Raw genomic sequence first — 22887 nt, 5'->3', positions numbered from 1 at the left:
TTGCTCAATGGGCGGCAGAAATATGGCACGAATATTATGTTTCGATTATTACAATCGAGCAGATTAATTACATGATTGATAAGTTCCAATCGCTTCCGGCGATTACGAATCAGATCTATCATCAGGGCTACGAATATTACTTGATCCATAATGACGGCTCCACAGTCGGATATATCTCGGCCAGACAAGAAGAGGGGAAGCTCTTCTTGAGCAAGTTTTATATTGGCAAGGCGTACAGAGACCCGCAAGCAAGGATAGAGCTCTATATCCTGCTCTGCGGTGATTGTCATGCCGTGACAATGCCAAGCACAAATCCGTCGTACCCTTTGCTGCCTGCCGCCCTGCAGTGCAGTAGCCTCGATTCGCGGCTCGGCAGAGATATTAACAATAATAATATATTATATATCAATATAAATATATTGATAAACAATAAATATTGTGATAAATTAAACTCACGAATACGAAGTGAGGTGTTTTTTTGATGAAACGTAAACCAGGATCGACCACTTTTTTGAAGGCAGTAATTATTCTGTTTGGAATGGCTGCACTTGCTCTATGTGTATTTGTAGTGCCGGAGATTGCTGAATTTGCAGCAGAGCTGTATCCGGAGCATGCGTACATACAGGCACTCGTAATGATCGATTTGTATGGGGCGGCGCTACCTTTTTACATTGCCCTCTATCAAGCCTTTAAGCTGTTAGGCTATATCGATCAGAACAAGGCATTCTCGGATGCCTCAGTACAGGTGCTGAAGAATATCAAACGGTGTGCAGTCGCCATCAGCAGTATGTTTGTCTTAGGGATGCCGCTGTTCTATCTCATGGCAGAGAGGGATGACGCTCCGGGGATTATCGTTATTGGAATGATCATTATTTTGGCTTCCATGGTGATCGCTGTATTCGCAGCGGTGCTCCAGAAGCTACTGAATGAAGCTATCGAACTAAAATCTGAAAATGATTTGACAGTCTGAGGTGACGACCATGGCGATTATTATCAATATTGACGTGATGCTGGCGAAACGGAAAATGAGCGTAACAGAGCTTACAGAGAAGGTAGGTATAACGATGGCTAACTTGTCTATCTTGAAGAACGGCAAGGCGAAGGCCATCCGGTTCTCAACACTTGCGGCGATATGCAAGGCATTGGATTGTCAGCCCGGAGATATATTAGTATACACCCCGGAATCTATTGAATGAAGGGGAAGCCCGGCCGGCGAGGAGAGGAACTTTTTGAAATCAATCACACGACTGCTGCATTTTGGTTATCACCAGGCGATGAGCTGCATCTTTCCCGTTGCGATCTTTGGAACCCTCCTGCTTACAAGCAGAATAGAAGTGCCATTTATCCACCGTTATGATGTTATTCTGCTGATACTGCTTACCGTGCAGTACCTTATGTACCGCACTGGACTGGAGACCCTTGATGAGATCAAGGTCATCTGCGTATTTCATGTGATTGGTCTGCTGCTGGAGATCTATAAGATACGAATGGGATCTTGGGCGTATCCTGATCCGGGATTCACGAAGCTGCTCGGTGTACCGCTGTATAGCGGGTTTATGTATGCAAGTGTGGCAAGCTACATGTGTCAGATCTGGCGCAGACTGAAGATGGCTATGACCGGCTGGCCGGGGCTGGCTGCTGCGGGAATGCTTGGCGGAGCGATCTATCTGAACTTTTTCACCCACCACTTTATTCCGGATTTCCGCTGGTGGCTGACGGCGCTGGTGCTGGTAGTCTTTTGGAGAACATGGATCATTTACCGGGTGCAGGACAGAACGTACAGGATGCCGCTGACATTGGCTTTCATCATTGTAGGTTTCTTTATCTGGCTGGCGGAGAATATCGCTACCTTCTTTAATGCCTGGAAATATCCGGACCAGCATGAAAGCTGGCATCTGGTGGGCTTTGGCAAGATCAGCTCTTGGTTTCTGCTTGTGATCATCAGCGTCATTATTGTGGCTCAGCTTAAGCATGTTAAGGCGGGACGTTTATAATTCAGGACGTTCATAATTCATAATCAGCACTCTTCACTAATCGGTTAAATGTGTCGATAATAATTCTAAACATTCACATTTAGGAGATGCTTATGGATAACTTAACAGCACTGATCGCAGCAGCACCCTTGTTCAAGCAGATTCACGCACAGGATATTATGATCGGTATTACGGATAGAGAAATTTTCCATTATTATGAGCCAAGCAAAGTGCTGGATTTCGGCTTAACCAAAGGAAGTCCCGTTTCACCGGATGATCCGTCTCTCGGAAATGCCCTGGCTGGACGCGCCACGACAAACCGGTTGTCACCTGAGCTGTACGGAGCAACTGTAGTTTCTTCGGCAGTCCCGATTTATGGGGATGAAGGTAAAGTCATCGGGGCCTTCGCAATTGCCTATACGCTGGAAAATGAAGATAAAATGGAACAGCTGACCGAGAGCATCAATCAGATCAGCGGCCAGCTGGCAGACATGGTGCAGAATGTAGCAGCCCAGTCTGAGGAGCTGTCGGCAACGACGGCGCAGATTCTGGAGAATTCCCGCAAGACGGTGGAAGAGTCCAAGCAGGTGAACAAGGTGGCCGGATTCATCCGGGAGATCTCCGAGCAGACGAATCTGCTGGGCCTGAATGCGGCGATTGAGGCTGCGCGGGTCGGAGAGCAGGGCGCAGGCTTCGGTGTAGTGGCGACAGAGGTCCGCAAGCTGTCGGTGCATACGAAGGAAGCCACGAAGTCGATCGAGGATTCTCTTAGCACGGTGCAGCGTTCGATCCGGGAGATGGAGCAGGAGATTGAGGCAATTGCCTTGTCTTCTTCGGCGCAGGCTGAGCTCGTAACCCAGTTCAGCGATGTCATTGAGAAGCTGAATGAGACCAGTGGGGAGATGGCCAGATTCATTTCATCCGTAATCCAATAAAATATCATAAACAAGGCGGCCGTTATGTTAACGGCCGCCTTGTTGTATTCAGGAAGGCGTCAGGAATTAGAACTGCCCGGAGGATAGGCGTGCAGGTAAGTTCAAAAGAGAATCTGTTGTACCGGTCACCGGTTCCAGAAAGTAGCGCCTTCCAGAGAATAAGTCATACCTTGACTGGTTCCGGCTTCCCCGGTGTATGCCAGAGACAGATGGTTCCCTGCCGTCTGCAGTGTGAATAACTGCTCAATATGATAGACACCTGGCGGAGGTGCGGATTCATAGAGGTTAAGGGTTACACCAGCCGCAGTTATTGCAGTAATGTCTGCTTCATGTACACCTGTTATTCCATATTCAATTTGCATGGGCTTGCCGTTCTTCAGCCCATAGGCATCCACTTTAACCGCGAAGCGTGCCGAGCCGAACCGGAATTTGCCGAAAGCCCGGACAGCGAAGTTACGGCAGGTTCTGTTCCGCAGCAGCAGTGCGGGCAGACCTAGTCTGCGCAGTACAGCAACAGCGGAGGTGGAGATGCGGGAATCGAAGCAGAGCCGGGTGGACACCGATGGAACGCCTAAAGTTACAGGCAGCGTCTGCTGATCCGAAAAAGGAAAACGGTAGGCTGTCCGGGTCCGCAGACCCAAGCCGAAATCAGTGGACTTCCTTTCCGTGAAGCTTGAAGCCGTACGCGTTTTGCCATGCTCAGTAATCTCAAAGACTGCCCCCAGGTTGTCCACGGTCCACTCCAGAGCGGCTTGTCCATGACTGTCTCCAAGCCCAAGCAGAATGGAGATGTCAATGGACTCCGTCTGCTCCAGCTCCTGCATGGCCCTTGCCGCGAGCAGATTGGTCAGGCCAGGAGCCAGGCCGACACTCAGCAGTGCTGCAGCCTGGAGGCCATTCTTCACCAGGTCCAGCTTCTGCAGCTTGCTGAGGAATTCGCCGTTCGCCGAGACATCTATATAATGCGTACCGCTCTGCAGGCAGGCTTCTGCCAGCCGCGTATCCTGCTGATCCAGACACATTACAACCAGCTTCACCCGTTCGAGCAGCTTCTGGTCCAGCGGCTCCTCTGCCGCCAGACGCAGCGGCTTCACATACCCGCCGGTACTGCGGGAGAACTCTTCAGCACGTTTCAGATTTCTTCCCGCCGCATAGACCTTCCCGGGATGCTTCTCGCCAAGAAGCCGGCAAATCTGTGACCCGACATGACCATAACCGCCGATGACTATAATATCTGTTTTCATTGTATCTTCTCCGTCCTTGAATATTGAATGTAAGCTTGCCTGCGATATAATAGGAATTATGTTTCATTATCCGGATTTCAAGGACGGGAGACCATCCCACATATGTGGGATTTAGAGAGGACACCAAGATGAACGAGGCGATGAAAAGCATTCTGAAGCTGGACCCGGCCCGGGGCGGGGGAGCTATGAATTCACAGCAATACAGGGAAGCGGTTATCGCTAAACTCCGTTCCGTTATTCCGTTTGCTGCGGCCTGCTGCACGACAGTAGATCCGCATACGCTTCTTACCACCGGAGCGGTAACAGAGCAGGGGCTTTCAGCAGTGCACTCTGTATTGTTCGAATATGAATATCTGCATGAGGATTATATGAAGTATGAGCACTTGGCCAAGGGGGAGCTTCCGGTAGCCTGCTTAAGCGGAGTTACGGGCGGAAGCCTTGAGAAGAGTGAACGTTACCGCAAAGTACTGCAGCCCGCCGGATTCGGAGATGAGCTGCGCGCAGCGCTCATGGCAGGCGGGGTCTGCTGGGGCTTCCTGACTCTGTTCCGTCCGCTGGATAGCCATCCGTTTCAAGCGCAGGAATGTGCCCGGATCGCTTCCGTTGCTCCGCTGGTTGCTGCCGGACTGCGCAGTTACGCCACATCGCAGCCCGGCAAGGATTCGGACAGCGGAGCACCGGAAGATAACGGAATTATGATGCTGAATGAGCGGCTGGTTACGCTGAGTGCGAATACAGCGGCGAATTATTGGCTGGAGCAGATGCGGCAGTTCGAACGTCTGGATGCGGGAGTATTGCCGGGGCCGGTCCGGGCCGTGTGCTTACGGGTTGTAGCGGAGGAGAAAGCTTCCAGTGCTGTCCCTTCAAGCGCTAAAATATGCCTCCAAACCGGGGATGGGGCTTATCTGACCGTTACGGCCAGCAGGCTGGACGGTCCGGAAGGTATGCTGGCCGTTTCTTTTGTAAATGCCAGATCCTCCGATGTATTCCGCCTGCTGGCCTATGCCTTTACCTTAACCGCACGCGAGAAACAGCTTGCAGAGATGCTGCTGCTGGGGTTATCCACCAAGGAACTGGCGGAGTCGCTCCATATCTCTGCTTATACCGTTCAGGATCACCTGAAATCAATCTTTGCCAAAGCAGGCGTGTCCAGCCGCCGGGAGCTGATCAGCAGGCTGCTGTCACGATAAGAAGGAGCGGGTGTCCCTGATGAATCATCTTAAAGATAGGATTAGACTTGTGCGTATGGATGGAGGTATCGGCTGAACCTATAACTTCGGCCCGAATCCGATAATGTTGTACAAAAAACAGCAATTCTCCTCCAGTATGCGGTTTAGCGTGACAATTATTGTATTTCATACAACCATCTGCCTGAACACCTTGGTATATGCCAATACAAGTTGCAAAACGTGCAACATTTATGTCTAAATACTCCATTCTGCTGGCAACGATTAGAGTATGTGGAGTAGTCGTATTCCGTTATTCTCACAGCGCTTGGAGCAACAGTCTGTTCGCGCAGCATTCTCACATAGTTCCGCTATCCTATCTATCCTTCCATCAACCCATCTCAATATAAAAGGGGTCTCAATAGCCATTTCTGGCGGTTGAGACCCCTTTTTTCCTATATTAATGACGTTGATGCGTTGCCATTACCTTTTATTTACTGACGCAAAGTCTTCAAGGCGCCGCTCCAGGCCAGAACCTGATCGAGCATGGCGTTAACATTGGCGATATGCAAATCGGCTGGTTTGAAGACGGAGCCGTTCTCGAAGTCAGTGAACAATGAGAGCAGAGGGTGTACGCGAACATCAGCTACGGACAGCTCGCCGAGAATTCCGCGTAAATGCTCAGCGGCGCGGACGCCTCCGGCTGAACCATAGCTTACGATACCGGCTGCCTTGTTGTTCCATTCTTCACGGGCGGAGTCCAGGGCATTCTTGAGTGCTCCGGTAAGACTGTGGTTATATTCCTGTACGATAAATACGAAGCCGTCCAGTGTTGCCAGCTTGGCTGCCCACGCTTGGGCTTCCGCATAGCTGTCGGTTTCACCGAGAAGCGGTAGTTTGAAGTCGGCAATATCCACGATTTCGTAATTGGCATCTCCGCGTGCATCTGCAATACCTTTCACCCATTCGCCTACCTGCGGGCTAACGCGGCCTTGGCGGGTACTTCCCAGAATAATTCCGATGTTTAATGTTGTCATTGTAATTCCTCCTCGAATGTGGTTGTAAGTTTTTTGAAGTAGCTCTTATGTTTTTATTATAGCTTATAACTTAAATAAAGCAAGTTATTTTTAGAAACTATTATTAGGCGAATCTTACTAGACATATATACTTGAAAGCACCCGGTGACCAGTGTGCAAAGCGGTACCATTCACAATGTTGTATGTATTGCAGCTTACGGTAGCGCAACAGTTAACTTTTGCGGAGGATGGCCTGAATATACATCTATTAAGGTTTTGCCCTCGTTATGTCATGATGCATAACATTGACGGGTGTAATTTAGGCGAAATTACAAAAATAATGGATTTGTAATTGATTTTAGCAGCGAAATCAGTTTAAAATATACACAACAAGTTAGTTATTCTAACATATAATTAAATCATCTTATGCATTCATAGCGAATTGAGAGGTGGAGCGGTCATGATAGAGGAAAAGAAACGGCAGGAACAACTGGAGCTCCCGCGTGATTGCACCTTCTCGCCAGAAGACTGGCGTATACTGGCCCAGTATTGGTACCCGGTGGCGGCCGCAGATGAGGTTCAGGATAAACCTGTTCCGGTGAAGCTGCTGGATATGAAGCTGGTATTGTACCGCAGCGAAGGCAAGGTGGTCATTGCCCGGGACCTCTGCTTCCACCGTGGAGCGCCCTTAAGCAAGGGCTGGGTTGAGAACGGTGAGATTGTCTGCCCTTATCACGGCTTCCGGTATAATTGTGAAGGAAAGTGTACGGCGGTGCCGGCGCATCCAAGCAGCAAGATCTCACCCAAATTGAAATTGATTGTCTATCCCGCCGTTGAACGTTATGGCCTGATCTGGACCTGCCTTGCCGGCGCACCGGAGCAAATCCCGTCTTTTCCGGCCTGGGAGGATCCCGACTACATTAATATTCTAATTCCGAGCTTTGATATTGCCGGTTCCTCCGGGCGGCAGATGGAAGGCTTCCTGGATGTATCGCATTTCGCTTACGTGCATACGGCAACCTTCGGTGACCGCAACAACACAGAGGTCCCCCAGTATAAAGTATGGCGTGAAGGAGATACGGAGCTGGTAGCGGAGTATTGGAGCACGGTCAGCAACTACGGCAAAGGTCAGGAGAACCCTGCACCCGAAGGGTTCATGTGGCTGCGCGAGTTCCGCGTCTTTGCACCGTTTGCCGCTTCGCTGACTGTCTATTTCCCGGATGAGGGCAGGCTGAAGATTCTGAACTGTGCCTCCCCGGTATCCGCCCGCTATACCCGGCTGTTCTGCCCGATCTCCCGTAACTTTGACAAGAGCGCCCCTGTAGAGGATACGATTAAGTTCAATCTGCAGGTGTTCCAGGAGGACGCGGAGATGGTGGAGTCGCAGACTCCGGAGGATCTGCCGCTCGATCTGCAGGCGGAAGCCCATATCCCGGCAGACCGGACATCGATTGCCTACAGACAACTGCTGACCAGCCTGGGACTGGGTAAGAGTTATACGTCTTAACCGCAGGCGTAATTCCTTCGAACGGTTGTTTATAAGAATAGAAAGCAGCTCGATGGTCAGCGAATGACCGGGGCTGTTTTTTGTGTTTGGTTATTTATTATTCAGTCGGATACGTCTGAATATACAAGATCTTTTCTTCTTTGTGCGGATCAGTAAAATGGCATTCTAATCATTGCTAAGGGCGAAGTGAACTCAATCAGTGGCGGATGGTTGTATGGAAACAAAAAGAAATAAATGGCAGTAAAGTTTGAATATATAAAAACTATCCCTGGAGCTTAAGTGGCTTCTTTGGTAAAATATGGTGGTTGGGATTCCGGCACAGGAAATCGCCGCGCAAATTAGATTTGGAGGAGATATTATAAACTATATTGAGGTTGCCCAGAAAAGTACTGCACACTTACTTCCCCTGGTATCCGAATTGTACGGGTTAAACGGCTACGAGTTCGAGCAGATTGAAGCGCATGAGGGAGGGCGTAATATTGTATACACCTGTGAAAAAGCAGGCGCCAGCCCCAAAATACTCAGGTTCGCTTTCCTGCCTGACCGGAGCCGCGACGATTTCCTGGGTGAACTGGAGTATGTCCGCTACCTGTATGAGCATGGAGGCAGCGTCGCGAATGTGATCAGCTCCCGGAACGGGAATCTGCTGGAAGAGATTACTCACGATAATCACAGGTATTTTGTCAGCCTGTTCACTAAGGCTGCAGGAACAATGCTGGTGGAGCATCATTACCGGTACAGGGAAGGAGTGCCCATTACCGAATATTATTATAACTGCGGTAAAGTGCTGGGGAAACTGCATCAGTTATCCAAAGAGTACACGCCGGTCCATCGCCGGTATAGCTTTTTTGACAAATACAATCCCGCATATCTGGATGAGCTGATTCCTGAATCCCTGACCTTGCTTAAGGGGAAGCTGATTGAGCTGCTTAACACCCTGCGAGAAGTGGAAGTGAACGGGGAGACTTACGGAATGCTACATTTCGATTTCAATGACGGGAATTATTCAATAGATTATGATACCGGACAAATTACTGTATACGATTTCGACAATTGCTGTTTCGGCTGGTATATGTTTGAGCTGGCAGCTCTCTGGACACATGGAGTAGGCTGGATACAATTTGAACCCGATCCGGGTAAACGCAAGGAATTCATGGATGCTTACTTTGCAACCGTTCTCGCTGGGTACCGGTCAGAGACCCGGATTAAACCGGCTGTGCTGGATCAGCTGCCTTTATTCATCCAAGCAACCCTGATGGAAAGTGTTGTGGATGCCTTCGAGGTCATGCGGAATAACGGCGGGGAACCGGAATGTGACGGGCGGCTGTCTTTTCTCATTAAATGCCTGGAAGACGATATTCTGTATAACGGATTTTTCGATGAGATTTACTCGTGCGACGATCCCTTCGAGTATGAAGGATGAAACAGATGCCGTCCCCGGAGGACGGCATTGCCGTTTTTATCTGAGTAATTAAAATAGGTTGATAACCTACGTAATTTGTGCTTTAATTCAGTAGTACAATTTACGCCTACAACAAATGTGAGGAAGTGACCCATCGCTAGTCCTTCTATGGCAACAGCTGGAGCAAAGACCGCATGCTGTGCATATTATTGAAACGTGATGTAATTCTTTCTGAAATAGAAGGAGATAGAGACTACTTATGAAAAAATCATTTGATATCCGCAACAAGCCTATATTGCTGTTCACTTTTCTCTTGCTGCTCAAGAGTGGGGTGGCGTGGTATGTTGTTTTTAATGACGGGCCTAACTGGGGCACAATGTTTACGGAAATTCCATTTTTCCTCATTGTGTTCAGTCTCATCGAGTGGCTGGCACGCAAGCGGAAGATTCTCTATTACATGGTGGCCAATCTTTTTATAACGGTCATTTATTTCGCTGTGTTGATGTACTACAAGTATTATGGCGTCATTGCGACGTATCATGCGCTGCAGCAGGCCGACAAAGTTACGAAGGTAGGGGAGAGCACCTATTCCCTCATCACCCCTTATTATCTGTTTATCTTCGTAGACGTCGTGTTCTTCCTGTTCCTGATGTTCCGTCCAAAATATATTTCACGCTGGAAAGAAAGAGGTACCGTGCGGATGAACCGGCCGGTGCTGACAGTGATCACTGCTGTCTCCATCGGACTGTGTATCTTCAATATTTGGCCGAACCATGCGAGTATGAATGAGATCAAGAAAGCCGAGAGTATGGGCATTCTCAACTACGAGGTATATACCCTGTTCGCCGACACTACAGAGAAGGAAAAAATCATCGACAACAAAGAGATTACGCAGACGGCTGTGAATGAATTGAAAGGTATTACCGTGCCTGAGTCCCCGCAGTATTTCGCTGCCGACAAAGGCAAGAATCTGATCGTGGTACAGATGGAATCCCTCCAGAACTTCCTGATCGGCCTGACCATTGACGGGCAGGAAGTTACGCCGAACATTAATAAGCTGGTGAAAGACAATACCTACTTTAATAACTTTTACACGGACGCGGGCCAGGGCACAACCTCGGACGCGGAGTTCGTGGTGAATACTTCTTTTTATGTACCCAAGAATGAGCCGGCGACTTCTTCCAATTATATGAACAAAACGCTGCCGAGCCTGCCGGGTCTGCTGAAATCAGACGGCTATCAGACGTATACCTTCCATACCAACAGTGTGGAATTCTGGAACCGTAAAGAACTCTACAAAGCCATCGGATTCGACAAGTATTATGATCAGAGCTTCTATGGCGACGATGACCCTATTGCTTTTGGATCTTCAGATGAAGTGCTGTTCGCCAAAACCGTTCCCGAGCTGGCCGCTCTGGATGCGAAGGAAGAACCGTTCTATGCCATGGTCATCTCCATGAGTGCTCATCATCCTTTCCGTCTGCCGGAGGATAAGCTTAAGATGACTCTGCCTGAGCAGTATCAGGGGACCTTGCTTGGCGACTATATCCAATCCCAGAATTATGCGGATTATGCGATGGGGCAGTTCCTGGATGAACTTAAGGCCAGCGGAGTGTGGGACGACAGCCTGATTGTATTCTACGGGGATCACCAGGGCGTACCGCTCTATGCGCTTGGCGATAAGGAGAAGGACTGGCTGAAAGAGCTGATCGGGTATGAGTACGGTTATACCGACATGTTCAATATCCCGTTCATTGTACACTCACCGTCCGGAATACTGCCTGCCGAGGTCGGTCATACCGGAGGACAGATTGATATTCTGCCGACTGTAGCCAATCTGCTGGGCGTCTCCGTTCAGAATCAGCTTCACTTCGGGGAGGATCTGCTGAATCAGGAGACTAATTTGTTACCGGTCCGGCATTTCCTGCCGACGGGCTCTTTTATCAATAATTCAAGTATTTATGTAACCGGAGAAGCCTACGCGGACGGAACCAACTTCAGCCAGAAGGATAATTCGGTGATTGCTGGCGGATCGACTGAGGCACAGTTCAATAACGTGCAGCGGCTGCTGAATATGTCTAACAGTTACCTTGAACAGCTGCCGGACCGTCCGGATGTTCAGTTAGAAGAATAGATTTAGGTTTGAAAAAAAGGCAGACTCAAAAGCCGTAATGAACTGTGACCCGATTTGAGGACGGTTTAAAAGAAATACCCTAGAGCTAGCTCGCAAGGAGATGACTTCTGAATTCGTCAGGAGTCATCTTCTTTAATGTCCATTGGTATCGCTCGGAGTTATAGTAGGCAATATATTCCGAAACACGAGCCCTGACTTCTGTGAGATTCTGACAATCTCGAACGCTCATTTCATCTTTCATATGCCCAAAGAACGACTCCATCGATGCATTGTCCCAACAGTTCCCTTTACGGGACATGGACTGTTGAAAACCTGCCTGCTCAATTTGGAGACGAGTTTTAGGATGTGTGTAGTGCATGCCCTGATCGGAGTGGAAAATGGCTTCTGGATGAAGATTTCCATCAAGCCGTTCCAGCAGACGCCGAATGGTTTTTTCAACGAGTGGTAACTCTAGTGTCCCTGCTACACAGTCAGCAAGAATTTGCCGGGTTGCTCCATCTTTTATGCACGAAAGATAAGCCCACTGTCCGTTTCCGTACCGCAGATAGGTGATATCGGTTAGAAAGACTTTCTCCGGCTCTTTCTGGTCAAATTGGCGTTTCAGTAAGTTTGCGCAGGTCTGATGCTCCTGCGTTGCCTTTGCCATCTTACGGTACGGATTAGCTTGCCGTAAGGCTGCGACAAGGTTAAATTTACGCATTAATCGGCGAATCTTCTTGTGATTCATGGTGACACCGCTGAGATGCTCCAAACGCATCTTAATCACCAAAGCGCCAGCTCTTCCTTGTAATGCGTTGAAGTGTTGCTTAATAAGAACAAGGTCGCGCTCGTCGTCGGCTGCACGAAGTTGACGCCTTTGCTCGGCGCCCAGCCATCTGTAATAGCCACTGGTGCTCACAGCGGCGACTCCACATAGATAACGAGTCATACGGCTTAATCCATGGGCTCTCAGGGTGTGATAAATGATTTCGTAGCGCTCCGAAGGTGTTAAGGTTTTCCTTGGTTCCGTTCGAGCGCTTCGAGCTTTTTTAGAAAGTCGACCTCAGCTTCTAGTAATTTAATCTTCGCCTTTGCGCGCTTCAGTTCTTCGTCAGCAGACAAGGCACATGCAGGCTTTCGTCCAGCGCTGCCTTTGCCACGCCGTTCTTCCAGTAGTCCCAGTTCACCATATTTAGCAAAGCTATCTCTCCAGCGTTTCAAACTATGCTTTGGTTTTTTAGAACCGATGAGATTTAGGTCAAAGCCCGCCTTAAGAAATATTTCTGACGGGGGTGTCCCCTCGTTGTAGGCCTTCACTGCCGCCAACTTAAACTCAGCAGTATACGAAATATTCGTCTCGGATACTCGCTGAACATTTGGATTCTTCTCTAATCTTCTGATGATATCTTCCGTAAATAGGGTTCGATTTAAATTTCCCACAGTCTTATCCCGCTCCTTTTCCAATATTCTGATTAAAACACAAAAGACCCACAAGAAGGTCACTTTTTTCAAAGTGTCTTTCTTGTGGGTCACAGTTCATAATGGCTGGCGGGTCTGCCTTTTTTGTAAGCTACACAGTATAATTCTCAAGGGAAACGATCCATTTGCCGTCCTGATTCTCAATGGTGTGCAATCCGGTATAGGAAGCCGGGAATTTACTGCCGCGGTTGTTCCAGTCTAATTCTTTTATAATATGATAGATGATGTTAATGACTCCGCCGTGAGTAACAATCATGAGGTTACCTTCCGGATGTCGGTTGGCCTGTTCTTCGCATAAGCGGCCGAACGCTTCCTTGATGCGTGTGAAGAACTCCAACGGGCTTTCGCCGCCGGGATAGCGCTCGTCCATCCGTAAACCGGAGAAATACAAACCCGGAAACCGTTCATTTACGATTTCGTTCGGCATGCCGGCGATCACGCCATTATTCATTTCCCTCCAGTCCATACTGCGCTCTATCGGCAATCTGAGTTCTCTTGCCAGCTCACCAGCCGTATCCAGAGCCCGCTGCAGATCACTGCTGACAATGCGCTTTATATTAAATGAAGATTGGTTATCTTGAAGATAGCGGCCGAGCTTCTCAGATTGTCGGTAACCTTGCGTGATTAGTCCCCGCTGGCTCCATCCGCCACGGAATCCTTCATCATCTTTGCCGTGTCTTACTAAATAAATCGCCAATTATTCTTCGGCCTCCTGTTTTGTAGAGAGTAAGCATGCTTCCTTATGCGGGATGCCCTGCTAAGTTTATCACTCACTTTCCAGATTTATCAAGAGGAGAAGTTACAACCGGGATAACAAAGCTTGACAAAAGCCGGACAAGGGCCTGCTTAGATAATCCAGGTCAGGGGATTACTTAATTCTCCGGCGTGAATACTACCCGCTGCTGACTGCCTGTCGGCGTATTCCACACTTCTTCAATCTTGGACAGCGGACAAGCAATTGGGTTCGCAATAAGCTTGCCTCCAGCAATCGCATCGATGAGCGCCGGGAATTCGGCTAAGTATCCGGCCGGAGTCACAGACCCTTGGCCGCTGCCGATGATCTGGAAGTTGGCCGAGCGGAGTGCGGCAGAAGGGATAGCGGCATCCGCTCCGGCAACAGAACCAATCTGGATCCAGGTCAAGAGCCGGCTGCGGTCAGCCCGGCGGGTCAGCAGCGGAATCATAGCCAGCCCGGCAGGTTCGCCCCAAAGATAGTCAAGAACGATATCCACTTCGGAAGCAGCCTCGCCGAGGCGCAGGGCGGATGCTTGTGGATCACCCGCAAGCGACACTGTTACATCAGCGCCGAGCGGCGTAAGCGAACGGAGACGCTCCGGGTCCCGCCCGGCAGCGATAATCTGACTGGCGCCCATAAGCTTGGCGATCTGGACAGCCATCTGTCCGGAATTGCCGGTAGCGCCCAGAATCAGAACCTTGAACCCGGACTTCGCCTGAACCCGGCGGCGCAGGGTCACCCAGGCTGACATGGCCGGATTCATAGCGGCAGCGATGAGCACAGGATCGGCATGAGCCGGAATTGGCACACTGCGCCGCAGGTCAATTACGGTTTTGTCGGCAAAAGATCCTAGAGCAGTATCTGTTGTAACGAAATAGACTAACTGACCGTCCGGCAGCCTTCCTACCCCGTCAACACCAGGGATCAGCGGCAATTCATCCGTACTGGTATAGTGAGAGCCATTAGCCTGTGCCCGTACCCGGAGATGCAATCCGGCTGCAAGCACATCAACCAGAGCTTCATGTTCTCCCAAGGGTACCGGAGTATCGTGGATTTCATATTTCGGACCTGAATCGAAGGATCGTACAATAGCAGCATACATAATATTGGCCTCCATTTGCCCCACGGGCGTTTTTTTGTTTGTAAAACAAACTAATAAGTTTGTAATACAAACAAATATAGTTTGTTTCACGTACAAAGTCAACGGCGATTATGATACAATGTGGACAGCAGGTTAGATAAATGATGAATCCCGGAGGGGCGTATATGAGCAGTTACGATGATTCTTTTGATAAGCTGGATGATCTGTCGATTGTGGACAGTCTGGTGCAGCTATCCTTCCTGATCCAGAACATTCTCGCCAGAATAGGGGCGGAGCATGATCTCTCGATCATTCAGATTCGGCTGCTGGGTATCCTGCGCGACAGGGAACCGGGCATGCTGCAGCTGGCCAAGCATCTGGGACTCGATAAATCCAGCATTACCGGACTGGTGGACCGGGCCCAGCGACGCGGACTGGTTGAGCGAATCGTGTCACCCGCCGACAAACGGGGATTCAATGTGAGGGCAACTGCTGCGGGGTGGCAGATTATTCATGAAGTAGGCGAGCAGATTGAGCGTCAGATTACGGAGGTAACCGCAGGGCTTACTGAAGCGGAACGTACACAGACCATTGCTCTTGCCAGTAAGATTCTGATTACTGCGCCTGGGGCAAGTCGCTGAACTGAAAGAAGGCCATCCGCAAAGGATGGCCTAGAAATTTCAAAGGATGGCTCAGATTATTTATAGACTCCCCGATAGCCTTCGGGTAATAATTCTGCTATTTTTTTCATTATGTAGGTGAGGGTGAACTCTTCATATTCTTTTTTATCCTGATCCTTCGCCCGCTGGAGTAATTCAAATTGTTGTCCGATCTGGATATGCACATCTGCCTTATTGAACGTTTCCGCCTTCATATCGCCATCTTGATGAATGGGTAAAAGCTTCTCTGTCCCATATAACCCGACAGGTACAATGGGAGCTCCGGTTAATCTTGCTATAAGAAGGATACCTTTCTTCGCTTCAATCAAACTGCTGGCTCTGCTTCGGGTTCCTTCCGGAAAGATCAGTAAGCTTTCCCCTTGTTTAACAAGCTTTATTATCTTTTCGAGACCCTCTTTGTCAGCGGTATTGGGCTTAATAGTAGTAGTCTTCAGTACATGGACACCGATGCTGGTCACTGCATTATTTGACAGCTTTTCCCCAGCTACAAAAGTAGGATCAATCGCTTTTAGAGCCTTGTCCAGCACTAATCCATCCGAATTGCTTAGATGATTACTTACAAAAATAGTGGGTGTTTGTATTTCTTTTAAGTTTTCACTGCCGGTTATATGTATATTTGCATATTTGTTCAGGTAATTATTTATTATATTTTTCGATATGGATGTGACCCATTTATCCGGCAAAAAATTTATGATTCTTGCCGCTGTAGCGGTAATCATGTACGTATCCCCCTAATATTCACCTGTAATCTAGGATACCATATCCTGGCATGAAGATTGATGTCTATTGGAAGAACGAATAAAACCTTCATTCCTGAAGGCCTTATGTATCCTACTCCATCTCCATATTGCCTTTAACCCTTGCTAAATATTCCGCATAATAGAACAGCAGTATACCCAGGAGAAAAAAGCCGCATCCAAGCAAACCCTCTACGGCCATCTGGGTAAGGAGGGTTGTAAATCCATTATCCCCGGTACGAATGAGCAGTTTCGTCGCTTCTACACCTCTTGTTAGCGGGAAAAATTCAGATAATCTGTACATCCAGTCCGGCATATGAGAACGCGGGAAGCTGGCTCCGCTGAACAGAAGTAACACGCTTGCAAGCAGATTGGACCAGATATGCATCGACGGTGACCAGAGCGCAAAGCTTGAGATCACAAACCCGAGTCCGCAGGCAGCGGAAATGGATACGGTCCACACGAGGCCAAGCCATGCAAGCTGCTCACCCGAGAAGGTAAGCCCAAAGATCAGCATTCCGAAAGCGAGTCCAAGAGCTGCCGTGAATAGGCCGCTGACAATATGAAATATAGCCCGGGCAAAAAAGACGGCAATTTTGCTGGCAGGGCTTGCCACTACCAATTGCAGTGTACCCATCTGTCGGTCAGTATTGATAACGGTCATCATGCCGAAGACCGCGTTCATCACGCACAACAGAAGCGCATTCGAAACCACATAACCGGCAAGATTGCTTCCCTGAAAAGCGTATTTGGCCAGCATTGCGAAGAAGAGCAATTGGCTTAACGGGTTAATGACCATAACCATCAGATAGACACCGGGATTAAGCCAGCCGAACAGTGCTTTGAACGATAGGTGCGCATGACGGTAAAACCGGGCAACAGATTTCATTTTAGAACACCCCTAAATTTCCATTTATTCTGGCTCGTCTCTCTACAAGCCGGTAGTAGGCAAGAGAAATAACGAGATAAAAGACGGTTAACATCAGCAGTGCTCCCCAAGCAACAATAAGCTCATCCTGTTTCATATCCTTCCTGCTAATGATTCTTAGTAATTCTATGGCCCAAGTAGGGGGCAGCACCCAGGATAAAGGCTTGACCCAGTCCGGAAGTACGGAGACGGGAAACATGAACCCGCATATGAGATACACCGGATATTCCAACATGTTCATCAGGGCATAAGCCTGACGGGACAGCGTAAAAGACATAGCAAGAAAGAAGGAGAAGACCGATAGCGCGCATAGGACAAATAGGTAAGCAAGTATGAATTGCAACGGATGCCCAATAATCACTGGAACGCGGTAAATGACGATTAAATAACAATAAGAAATAAGCATGGATAATGTTCCCCATAGGGTGTTGGCTATAATTTTGCCGGCCAGCGTAAGCCCGAATGGGATAGGGGCTGTGAACAACAGTTCTAAAGTTCCATAGTACTTCTCACGGTTAACATCACTGGCTGAAGAGAATACGATGGAGGACCAAAGGGTAATGAACCCGGAGCCCAGCACAACATACTGAAAAATTTGCTCCGCAGAGGAATTTCCGTATACCAATATCGCTATGGTTGAGAACAGGAATGGCATCAGGAAAATAATAAACTGGAACATTGGACGAGCGAGCGAGAGCTTCATATGTACTTTAATCGTATGGAGTAAGGATCTCAGATCCGGGGTAAGGGTGTAACTCATGAGGCATCCCCGCCTAATATTTGAATATAGACATCCTCTAAAGTAGGCGTTGTAATCGACAAATTCGCCATTCTTACCGGGCCTGCAATATGATACAGCTCCATGATGAGCTCTTGGGGAAGGCGGGTTTGAATACGCAATCGCTGCAGCTGCTCTGGCTGATCAATTTGCATATGGAGGGTTGCCGGATGCGCCGTAATTATCCCCCGTTCCTCCTCCGTCAATTCAGAGATGCTGCAGGTTACAACGGAAATTTGATCGATTCGCTTCTTAAGCTCCTCTGGAGTGTCCAGTACAGAAATTATCCCTTTATCTATAAAAGCTATCCGGTCGCAGAGCTCATCCGCTTCAGGCATGTAATGCGTAGTGAGCAGGATAGTTGTTCCTTGCTGCCTTAACTCACGCAGAATATCACGCAGCTGCCTTGCGCTCACCGGGTCAAGCCCGATCGTCGGTTCATCCAGGAACAGAATTCTCGGCTCGTTCACCAAACCGCGGGCAACCTGCAGCTTTTGCTTCATGCCTTTGGAGAAGGTTTCGACTCTGCGGTGGGCAACTTCGCTCAAACCTACCAGTTCCAGCAATTGTGGAATCCTGCTCTTCTGCACCTGGCGGGGGACTTTATATAAATCTGCAAAATAAGCGAGATTATCATAGGCTGATAACCGCCAATACAGATTGCGCTCTCCGCCGAGAATAAAGTTGATCTGTGAGTGCAGCCTCTTGAATTCCTTCACCGGGTCAAGCCCGAGAATACGAACCTCGCCGGAGGTCGGCGTTAGCAGCGTGGTCAATATTTTAATCGTTGTTGTTTTACCTGCACCGTTTGGACCTAGTAATCCGAGAATCTCCCCCTCATGCACAGAAAAGCTGATACCCTGAAGAGCCTCAACGATTTTTCTCTTTTTTTTGAAAATACCTTCCTCGGTTTGATAGGTCCGTTTCAAATTATGCACCTGAATGATTTCTGCGCTCATGTAAGATGATCACCTTTCTTATATAAGATAAATGTCTTATATTAAAATAGCATCTGATTTCTGTTTTAGGCAAGTACATTTTTGTGATGAAATGAAAAACGACCACCCGGTTAACGGATGATCGTCTAATTCACAGCTATTCCATTTGCACAAAAGAACTCAGCTCTTGCAGCAGCTTCCCGAACCTGGAATGATCAAGCTCGAAATATTTAATGTTGCCAACCTTCTCCTCAACGATCAAGCCGGCTTGCTTCAATATTTCCAAATGATGCGAGATCGTCGCAGTAGTTAAATCGAGTGTGTTCGCAAGCCTTGCCCCGTACTCCTTGTGCTGATGGAGAATCCGCAGAATCATAATGCGGTTCCGATCAGATAATGCCTTCAGCTGCTTCTCCAGTTCCAGGCTTCGCTCCAGGGTATTCATTGGAGCGTTATAACAGCCATAAATAACGATGCAGTTATGTTTATCGAATATCCGGATATGACGGGGAGTCAGGAAATAGGATGGGATGAAGTAAAACGTCTGGTAGTTACTGACTCTGCGAAACGTTTTTTCCATCAGCTTTTGCGCTAAGTGAAGCGGCTCCAGTCCGAAGGCTTGAGCTTCTTGAATGGCAGCCTCATATAAGCCTTGTTTGGCCTGCAGATGCCCGCGAAAGACAGCGGAGTCTGTTATCTCCTGCAGCAGGAGCTGGATCGATGCGCGGATCGGCTTGATTTCAGTGAACATGACCTTCATGAAATCCGGCTTATCGCCAAACATGGAGGCTGCATTGACCCCCAGATCAGCAGTTATATCCGGATGGAGCAAAGCTTCAGCAATCTGCTGCTGTGGCACTTCCCCGCCAAAAATATAGAATAGATAAGACTCGTCAGACAGCCCGAAAATTTCATCCAGGAATAACGCCATATCATTGAAATGGGGAAACGGAATAAAAAACTCATACAGGTACATAAAATCCCAACGGCTTCTTATTCTCCAGCTAGTAATAAAGGCATTGGCCTCAGCAGATAACGCTTGATGCAACAGCTCATGCTCATGCTGTGCATAGGAATGCTGGTCAGCCTCGGTATAACTTGATAATAATGCAATAGCTTCCGCTACAGAAGAGATTGTATGTATAACTGTCTTAGTAACGTTGTTCTCACTCTGTTCGAGCGCCAATGGACATCCCCCTTTACTCTCATTTCAACATAAGAGATGAAACTTCTTTTGTCAAATTGCCGGTGCGCGCTTATATCTTGACAGCAACAATTCAAACATGATAACGTTACGGTAGATTAATAAAGGCAATGTAACCTTAGGGTTCAACCTCGCTGAGAAGTGGGGTTGGACCCTTTTTGCATTCCCGAACCAGAGGAGGATTCAGATGTTGAGAACAGAGTTGCTGCTGCAGCGGCTGGACGAAATCGGTAAGTCACTGGAGCGTACGGGCGATGCTCTATTATTATTAGGTGTTGGTTCCGTTGGGGTCGAGACGGCACGGATGGATGAGTATTCAGATTTGGATTTCTTCGTTATTGTGAAGCCGGGAGTGACCCGGAGATATATCGACCAGTTGGATTGGCTCGAAGCCATACAGCCTCTTGCCTATGCCTTCAAGAATTCGGACCTTGGATATAAGGTGTTGTTCGAGGATGGTATTTTCGCGGAATATGCTGTATTCGAGGAATCGGAGCTGGCGGATGCCGCTTACACGGAGGGCCGGGTGATATGGAAGAATCCGGACTTTGCCAATTCGGCAATCGCCAGACCTTTAAGACCGCTCCCTTCCCCGAAGGAGGATTCCCTGGACTTTCCTTTGAACGAAGCCTTAACCAATCTATACGTAGGCCTCGGACGTTATGCAAGAGGTGAGCGTCTATCCGCTACGCGGTTTATTCAGGGACATGCGATAGACAGGATTCTGTCTGTACTCCATCTGCTGGAGGACGAGATTGATTATTATCCCGACCCGTTTGGAAATGAAAGACGGCTCGAGAAGAGATACCCCCGTTTTGCAGAGATTATCGGCGGGATGATTCAGGGATACGATCATGTGCCCGAATCGGCACTATGCATTCTGGATTTCTTGGAAGAGGTGTATCCGGTCAATCCAAGGTTAAGCGATGAGATCCGGCGGTTAGCCAAGCTAATGTAAAGTAACGGCCTTGCTTCCTGTTATGGGAAAGAAAGGTTCTTGAATTTCTTTCCCGAAATGCAGGCGGGGTGGAATTTGTGGTATCTTATTTCCGTTCAAAGAAATAAACGATTTAACGAAAAGGGGTGATTTCCGTAGACCAGGAACTTGTAGCTGCTCTTGCCATCGAATTTAGGAACTCGCTCAAGGTGCTGAACGCGGTCGGAGATGAGACCAGCAGGCCATCCTGTTGGCCTTGCTTCAAGGGCCGCAGAATCCCGGCATGCGTGTAGGTGAGATAAGGGTGGAAACCCACTTATCCCGTCCGGCCGTTTCGCATCATCTGAAAATATTGAAAGGTGCACAGATTATAAGCGTCCGGAAAGAAGGAACACGTAACTATTATCGTCTGGACACCGGAAGCAAGCTGATGTTGTTGAAAAGCTTAGTAAGCGAATTGGAAAAGGCCCTTGTACAATGTGACAGTTAAGCATCGGGGCCGTAATCCGGAAGAAAAAGGGAGGAGACCGTCAATGAATCAGACAGTTCAAGCCGTGAACGGGGTAAACATTCCTCAACTCGGGTTCGGCCTCTATAAGATCAAGAATGGGGAAGCCTTTGAGCGGACGGTAGAGAATGCTATCCGGAGCGGGTACCGCCATTTCGATACAGCGAAAATTTACGGCAATGAATCGGCACTGGGCCGGGTCATCCTGCACAGTGGCATTGACCGTGAGGAGTTCTTCATTACCTCCAAAGCCTGGACGACGGATCTTGGGTATCATGCGACGAGAAAGGCGTTCGAGCAGACTTGCCGGAAGCTGAACGTAACGTATCTCGATATGTATCTGATCCATTTCGCCGGTCCTCATTATGCAGAAGCCTGGAAGGCGATGGAGGAGCTGTACGATGAAGGAAGAATCAAAGTCATAGGTGTTGCCAATTTCGGGATACGGCATCTGGAGCAGCTCAAGAAGAACGCCCGGATCATGCCGATGGTGAATCAGATCGAAACTCATCCTGAATTCCAACAGAACGAATTGTATGACTATATGGTTCAGAACCGGATTCTTCATGAGGCGTGGGGGCCGCTAGGGCAGGGAAGCAAGGTGCTGCTGGAGCATCCGGAGCTGACAGCCATCGCCCGCTCTCACCGCAAGTCGGTTGCGCAGGTCATTTTGCGCTGGCATCTGGAGCGCGGGAGTATTGTGATCCCTAAGTCGTCAAATCCGCAGAGGATCCAAGAGAATAGCGAAATTTACGACTTTGCACTGAACCGGGAGGAAAGGGATCGAATCCGGCGGTTGGACAAGGGGAAGAGATATTCCGTAAACCCGGCAGGTCTTATGGTTAATCCTGTGTATGTGACATTCATGAAGCTATTCATTCCGAGGTGACTCCGCATATAGACAATGAACATAGAGAAGAGGCCAGCCCGCGAGGGGATGGCCCTGGAGGTACCGGGAATTGCCCGTAATGATGTATTGCGGCAGACGTATCTTAAGTAGTCAGGGTGTTTTCGTTCTCTCCGCCAGTGTAGTAATTGACTTAATATCCTCATCGGTTAACTGGTCCAGAAAATGCTTGCGTATTGCCTTCGAGACTATGGGAAGGGCTGCCTCCAGGGCGGATCGGCCGGCAGAAGTAATGATGATTTGTACACCCCGGTCTGTGTCCAGCGGTTTTCTTAGCACGAGACCCCGTTTCTCCATCCGCGTCAGATGATGGGATAACCGGCTTTTATCCCAGTCCATAGAGTCAGCCAGCTCCTGTTGGCGAAGCTTGCCTTCCCCGAATTGTACCAGCCGGTCCAATACTCCGAAATCGCCCTCGGATAGCCCTGTATGCTCAGACATCTCTTTCACAACGCGGCCAAAGATCCGTTTGAACGAGCCCTTCCACATATTCCATATTCGCATTTCATCTTCGTGTAATTCGCTCATATTATCCATAGGAGGATCATAGCATGGTTGACGTATCAACCACAAGATGCTATTGTATGTTTGTTGGTTGACACGTCAACCTGAGGATTC

The 22887-nt window shown here is 48.7% G+C and carries 22 protein-coding genes and 1 pseudogene; 12 read left to right on the top strand and 11 right to left on the bottom strand.

Features of this window, described 5'->3' with window-relative positions:
- Positions 1 to 481 precede the first annotated feature (481 nt).
- The 4 genes from MKX70_RS26320 (at position 482) to MKX70_RS26305 (ending at position 2908) form a co-directional block, all read left to right on the top strand.
- Complete coding sequence (locus MKX70_RS26320) at positions 482 to 970, top strand: DUF2975 domain-containing protein (RefSeq protein ID WP_042235294.1); 489 nt, start codon at positions 482 to 484, stop codon at positions 968 to 970.
- A gap of 10 nt (positions 971 to 980) precedes the next feature.
- Positions 981 to 1196, top strand: a complete 216-nt coding sequence (locus tag MKX70_RS26315) for a helix-turn-helix domain-containing protein (RefSeq protein ID WP_042235296.1) — start codon at positions 981 to 983, stop codon at positions 1194 to 1196.
- Between the two features lie 33 nt (positions 1197 to 1229).
- Positions 1230 to 1994 (top strand): DUF817 domain-containing protein, encoded by a 765-nt coding sequence (locus MKX70_RS26310; RefSeq protein ID WP_340787849.1) that lies wholly within the window; start codon positions 1230 to 1232, stop codon positions 1992 to 1994.
- A gap of 92 nt (positions 1995 to 2086) precedes the next feature.
- Entirely contained in the window at positions 2087 to 2908 is an 822-nt protein-coding gene (locus MKX70_RS26305) for a methyl-accepting chemotaxis protein (RefSeq protein ID WP_340841171.1), read from the top strand.
- Positions 2909 to 3033: 125 nt separating this feature from the next.
- Here the strand turns inward: MKX70_RS26305 and MKX70_RS26300 are convergent, their stop codons facing one another.
- Positions 3034 to 4152 (bottom strand): saccharopine dehydrogenase family protein, encoded by a 1119-nt coding sequence (locus MKX70_RS26300; RefSeq protein ID WP_042235301.1) that lies wholly within the window; start codon positions 4150 to 4152, stop codon positions 3034 to 3036.
- Between the two features lie 128 nt (positions 4153 to 4280).
- On the opposite strand from MKX70_RS26300, the gene MKX70_RS26295 reads away from it, so the two are divergent.
- On the top strand, positions 4281 to 5342 hold the full coding sequence (locus tag MKX70_RS26295; protein WP_042235303.1) for a helix-turn-helix transcriptional regulator: 1062 nt from the start codon (positions 4281 to 4283) through the stop codon (positions 5340 to 5342).
- 470 nt (positions 5343 to 5812) lie between these two features.
- Here the strand turns inward: MKX70_RS26295 and MKX70_RS26290 are convergent, their stop codons facing one another.
- A complete protein-coding gene (locus tag MKX70_RS26290) occupies positions 5813 to 6355 on the bottom strand; it encodes an NADPH-dependent FMN reductase (protein WP_039308902.1) in 543 nt (180 codons plus the stop codon).
- A gap of 439 nt (positions 6356 to 6794) precedes the next feature.
- Between MKX70_RS26290 and MKX70_RS26285 the strand changes: the two genes are divergently transcribed.
- The 3 genes from MKX70_RS26285 to MKX70_RS26275 all read left to right on the top strand — a co-directional run bounded on the left by MKX70_RS26285 (position 6795) and on the right by MKX70_RS26275 (position 11377).
- On the top strand, positions 6795 to 7841 hold the full coding sequence (locus MKX70_RS26285) for an aromatic ring-hydroxylating dioxygenase subunit alpha (protein ID WP_340787837.1): 1047 nt from the start codon (positions 6795 to 6797) through the stop codon (positions 7839 to 7841).
- Positions 7842 to 8259: 418 nt separating this feature from the next.
- On the top strand, positions 8260 to 9264 hold the full coding sequence (locus tag MKX70_RS26280) for a phosphotransferase enzyme family protein (RefSeq protein WP_042242274.1): 1005 nt from the start codon (positions 8260 to 8262) through the stop codon (positions 9262 to 9264).
- Between the two features lie 238 nt (positions 9265 to 9502).
- A complete protein-coding gene (locus tag MKX70_RS26275) occupies positions 9503 to 11377 on the top strand; it encodes an LTA synthase family protein (RefSeq protein WP_340841170.1) in 1875 nt (624 codons plus the stop codon).
- Positions 11378 to 11462: 85 nt separating this feature from the next.
- Here the strand turns inward: MKX70_RS26275 and MKX70_RS26270 are convergent.
- The 3 genes from MKX70_RS26270 to MKX70_RS26260 all read right to left on the bottom strand — a co-directional run bounded on the left by MKX70_RS26270 (position 11463) and on the right by MKX70_RS26260 (position 14673).
- Positions 11463 to 12796, bottom strand: a protein-coding gene (locus tag MKX70_RS26270; RefSeq protein ID WP_156123488.1) for an IS3 family transposase whose coding sequence is annotated in 2 segments (ribosomal slippage) — positions 11463 to 12415 and positions 12415 to 12796 — 1335 coding nt in all. Because the reading frame shifts where the segments join, the coding sequence is not laid out codon by codon here.
- Positions 12797 to 12926: 130 nt separating this feature from the next.
- Positions 12927 to 13532 (bottom strand): histidine phosphatase family protein, encoded by a 606-nt coding sequence (locus MKX70_RS26265; RefSeq protein ID WP_042235308.1) that lies wholly within the window; start codon positions 13530 to 13532, stop codon positions 12927 to 12929.
- A 175-nt stretch (positions 13533 to 13707) separates the two neighbouring features.
- Complete coding sequence (locus tag MKX70_RS26260) at positions 13708 to 14673, bottom strand: quinone oxidoreductase family protein (RefSeq protein WP_340841169.1); 966 nt, start codon at positions 14671 to 14673, stop codon at positions 13708 to 13710.
- A gap of 164 nt (positions 14674 to 14837) precedes the next feature.
- Here MKX70_RS26260 and MKX70_RS26255 point away from each other — a divergent pair, with 164 nt between their 5' ends.
- Positions 14838 to 15293, top strand: coding sequence for a MarR family winged helix-turn-helix transcriptional regulator (locus MKX70_RS26255; protein ID WP_340787829.1), 456 nt, complete (start codon positions 14838 to 14840; stop codon positions 15291 to 15293).
- 56 nt (positions 15294 to 15349) lie between these two features.
- On the opposite strand, the gene MKX70_RS26250 is transcribed toward MKX70_RS26255, so the two are convergent.
- From MKX70_RS26250 to MKX70_RS26230, 5 genes are all read right to left on the bottom strand, one after another.
- A complete protein-coding gene (locus tag MKX70_RS26250; RefSeq protein ID WP_340841168.1) occupies positions 15350 to 16051 on the bottom strand; it encodes a lysophospholipid acyltransferase family protein in 702 nt (233 codons plus the stop codon).
- A gap of 112 nt (positions 16052 to 16163) precedes the next feature.
- The gene (locus MKX70_RS26245) at positions 16164 to 16958 is read right to left on the bottom strand and encodes an ABC transporter permease (RefSeq protein ID WP_042235314.1); all 795 of its coding nucleotides are present in this window, start codon (positions 16956 to 16958) and stop codon (positions 16164 to 16166) included.
- A 1-nt stretch (position 16959) separates the two neighbouring features.
- Positions 16960 to 17757, bottom strand: a complete 798-nt coding sequence (locus MKX70_RS26240; RefSeq protein WP_042235315.1) for an ABC transporter permease — start codon at positions 17755 to 17757, stop codon at positions 16960 to 16962.
- The gene (locus MKX70_RS26235) at positions 17754 to 18734 is read right to left on the bottom strand and encodes an ABC transporter ATP-binding protein (RefSeq protein ID WP_340841167.1); all 981 of its coding nucleotides are present in this window, start codon (positions 18732 to 18734) and stop codon (positions 17754 to 17756) included. The genes MKX70_RS26240 and MKX70_RS26235 overlap by 4 nt, the downstream gene beginning before the upstream one ends.
- Positions 18735 to 18870: 136 nt before the next feature.
- Entirely contained in the window at positions 18871 to 19899 is a 1029-nt protein-coding gene (locus tag MKX70_RS26230) for an ArsR/SmtB family transcription factor (protein WP_340841166.1), read from the bottom strand.
- A 205-nt stretch (positions 19900 to 20104) separates the two neighbouring features.
- Between MKX70_RS26230 and MKX70_RS26225 the strand changes: the two genes are divergently transcribed.
- The 3 genes and pseudogenes from MKX70_RS26225 to MKX70_RS26215 all read left to right on the top strand — a co-directional run bounded on the left by MKX70_RS26225 (position 20105) and on the right by MKX70_RS26215 (position 22251).
- Entirely contained in the window at positions 20105 to 20875 is a 771-nt protein-coding gene (locus MKX70_RS26225) for a hypothetical protein (protein ID WP_042235319.1), read from the top strand.
- Positions 20876 to 21000: 125 nt separating this feature from the next.
- Positions 21001 to 21344, top strand: a pseudogene (locus tag MKX70_RS26220) (ArsR/SmtB family transcription factor).
- Between the two features lie 43 nt (positions 21345 to 21387).
- Positions 21388 to 22251, top strand: a complete 864-nt coding sequence (locus MKX70_RS26215; RefSeq protein WP_340841165.1) for an aldo/keto reductase — start codon at positions 21388 to 21390, stop codon at positions 22249 to 22251.
- A 111-nt stretch (positions 22252 to 22362) separates the two neighbouring features.
- Here the strand turns inward: MKX70_RS26215 and MKX70_RS26210 are convergent, their stop codons facing one another.
- On the bottom strand, positions 22363 to 22797 hold the full coding sequence (locus MKX70_RS26210; RefSeq protein ID WP_340787810.1) for a MarR family winged helix-turn-helix transcriptional regulator: 435 nt from the start codon (positions 22795 to 22797) through the stop codon (positions 22363 to 22365).
- Positions 22798 to 22887: the final 90 nt, after the last annotated feature.

The organism is Paenibacillus sp. FSL R7-0312 (assembly GCF_038004445.1).
Taxonomy (GTDB): domain Bacteria; phylum Bacillota; class Bacilli; order Paenibacillales; family Paenibacillaceae; genus Paenibacillus_AQ.
The sequence above is the reverse complement of the archived record's forward strand: the minus strand, read 5'-3'. Positions and strand labels throughout refer to the sequence as shown.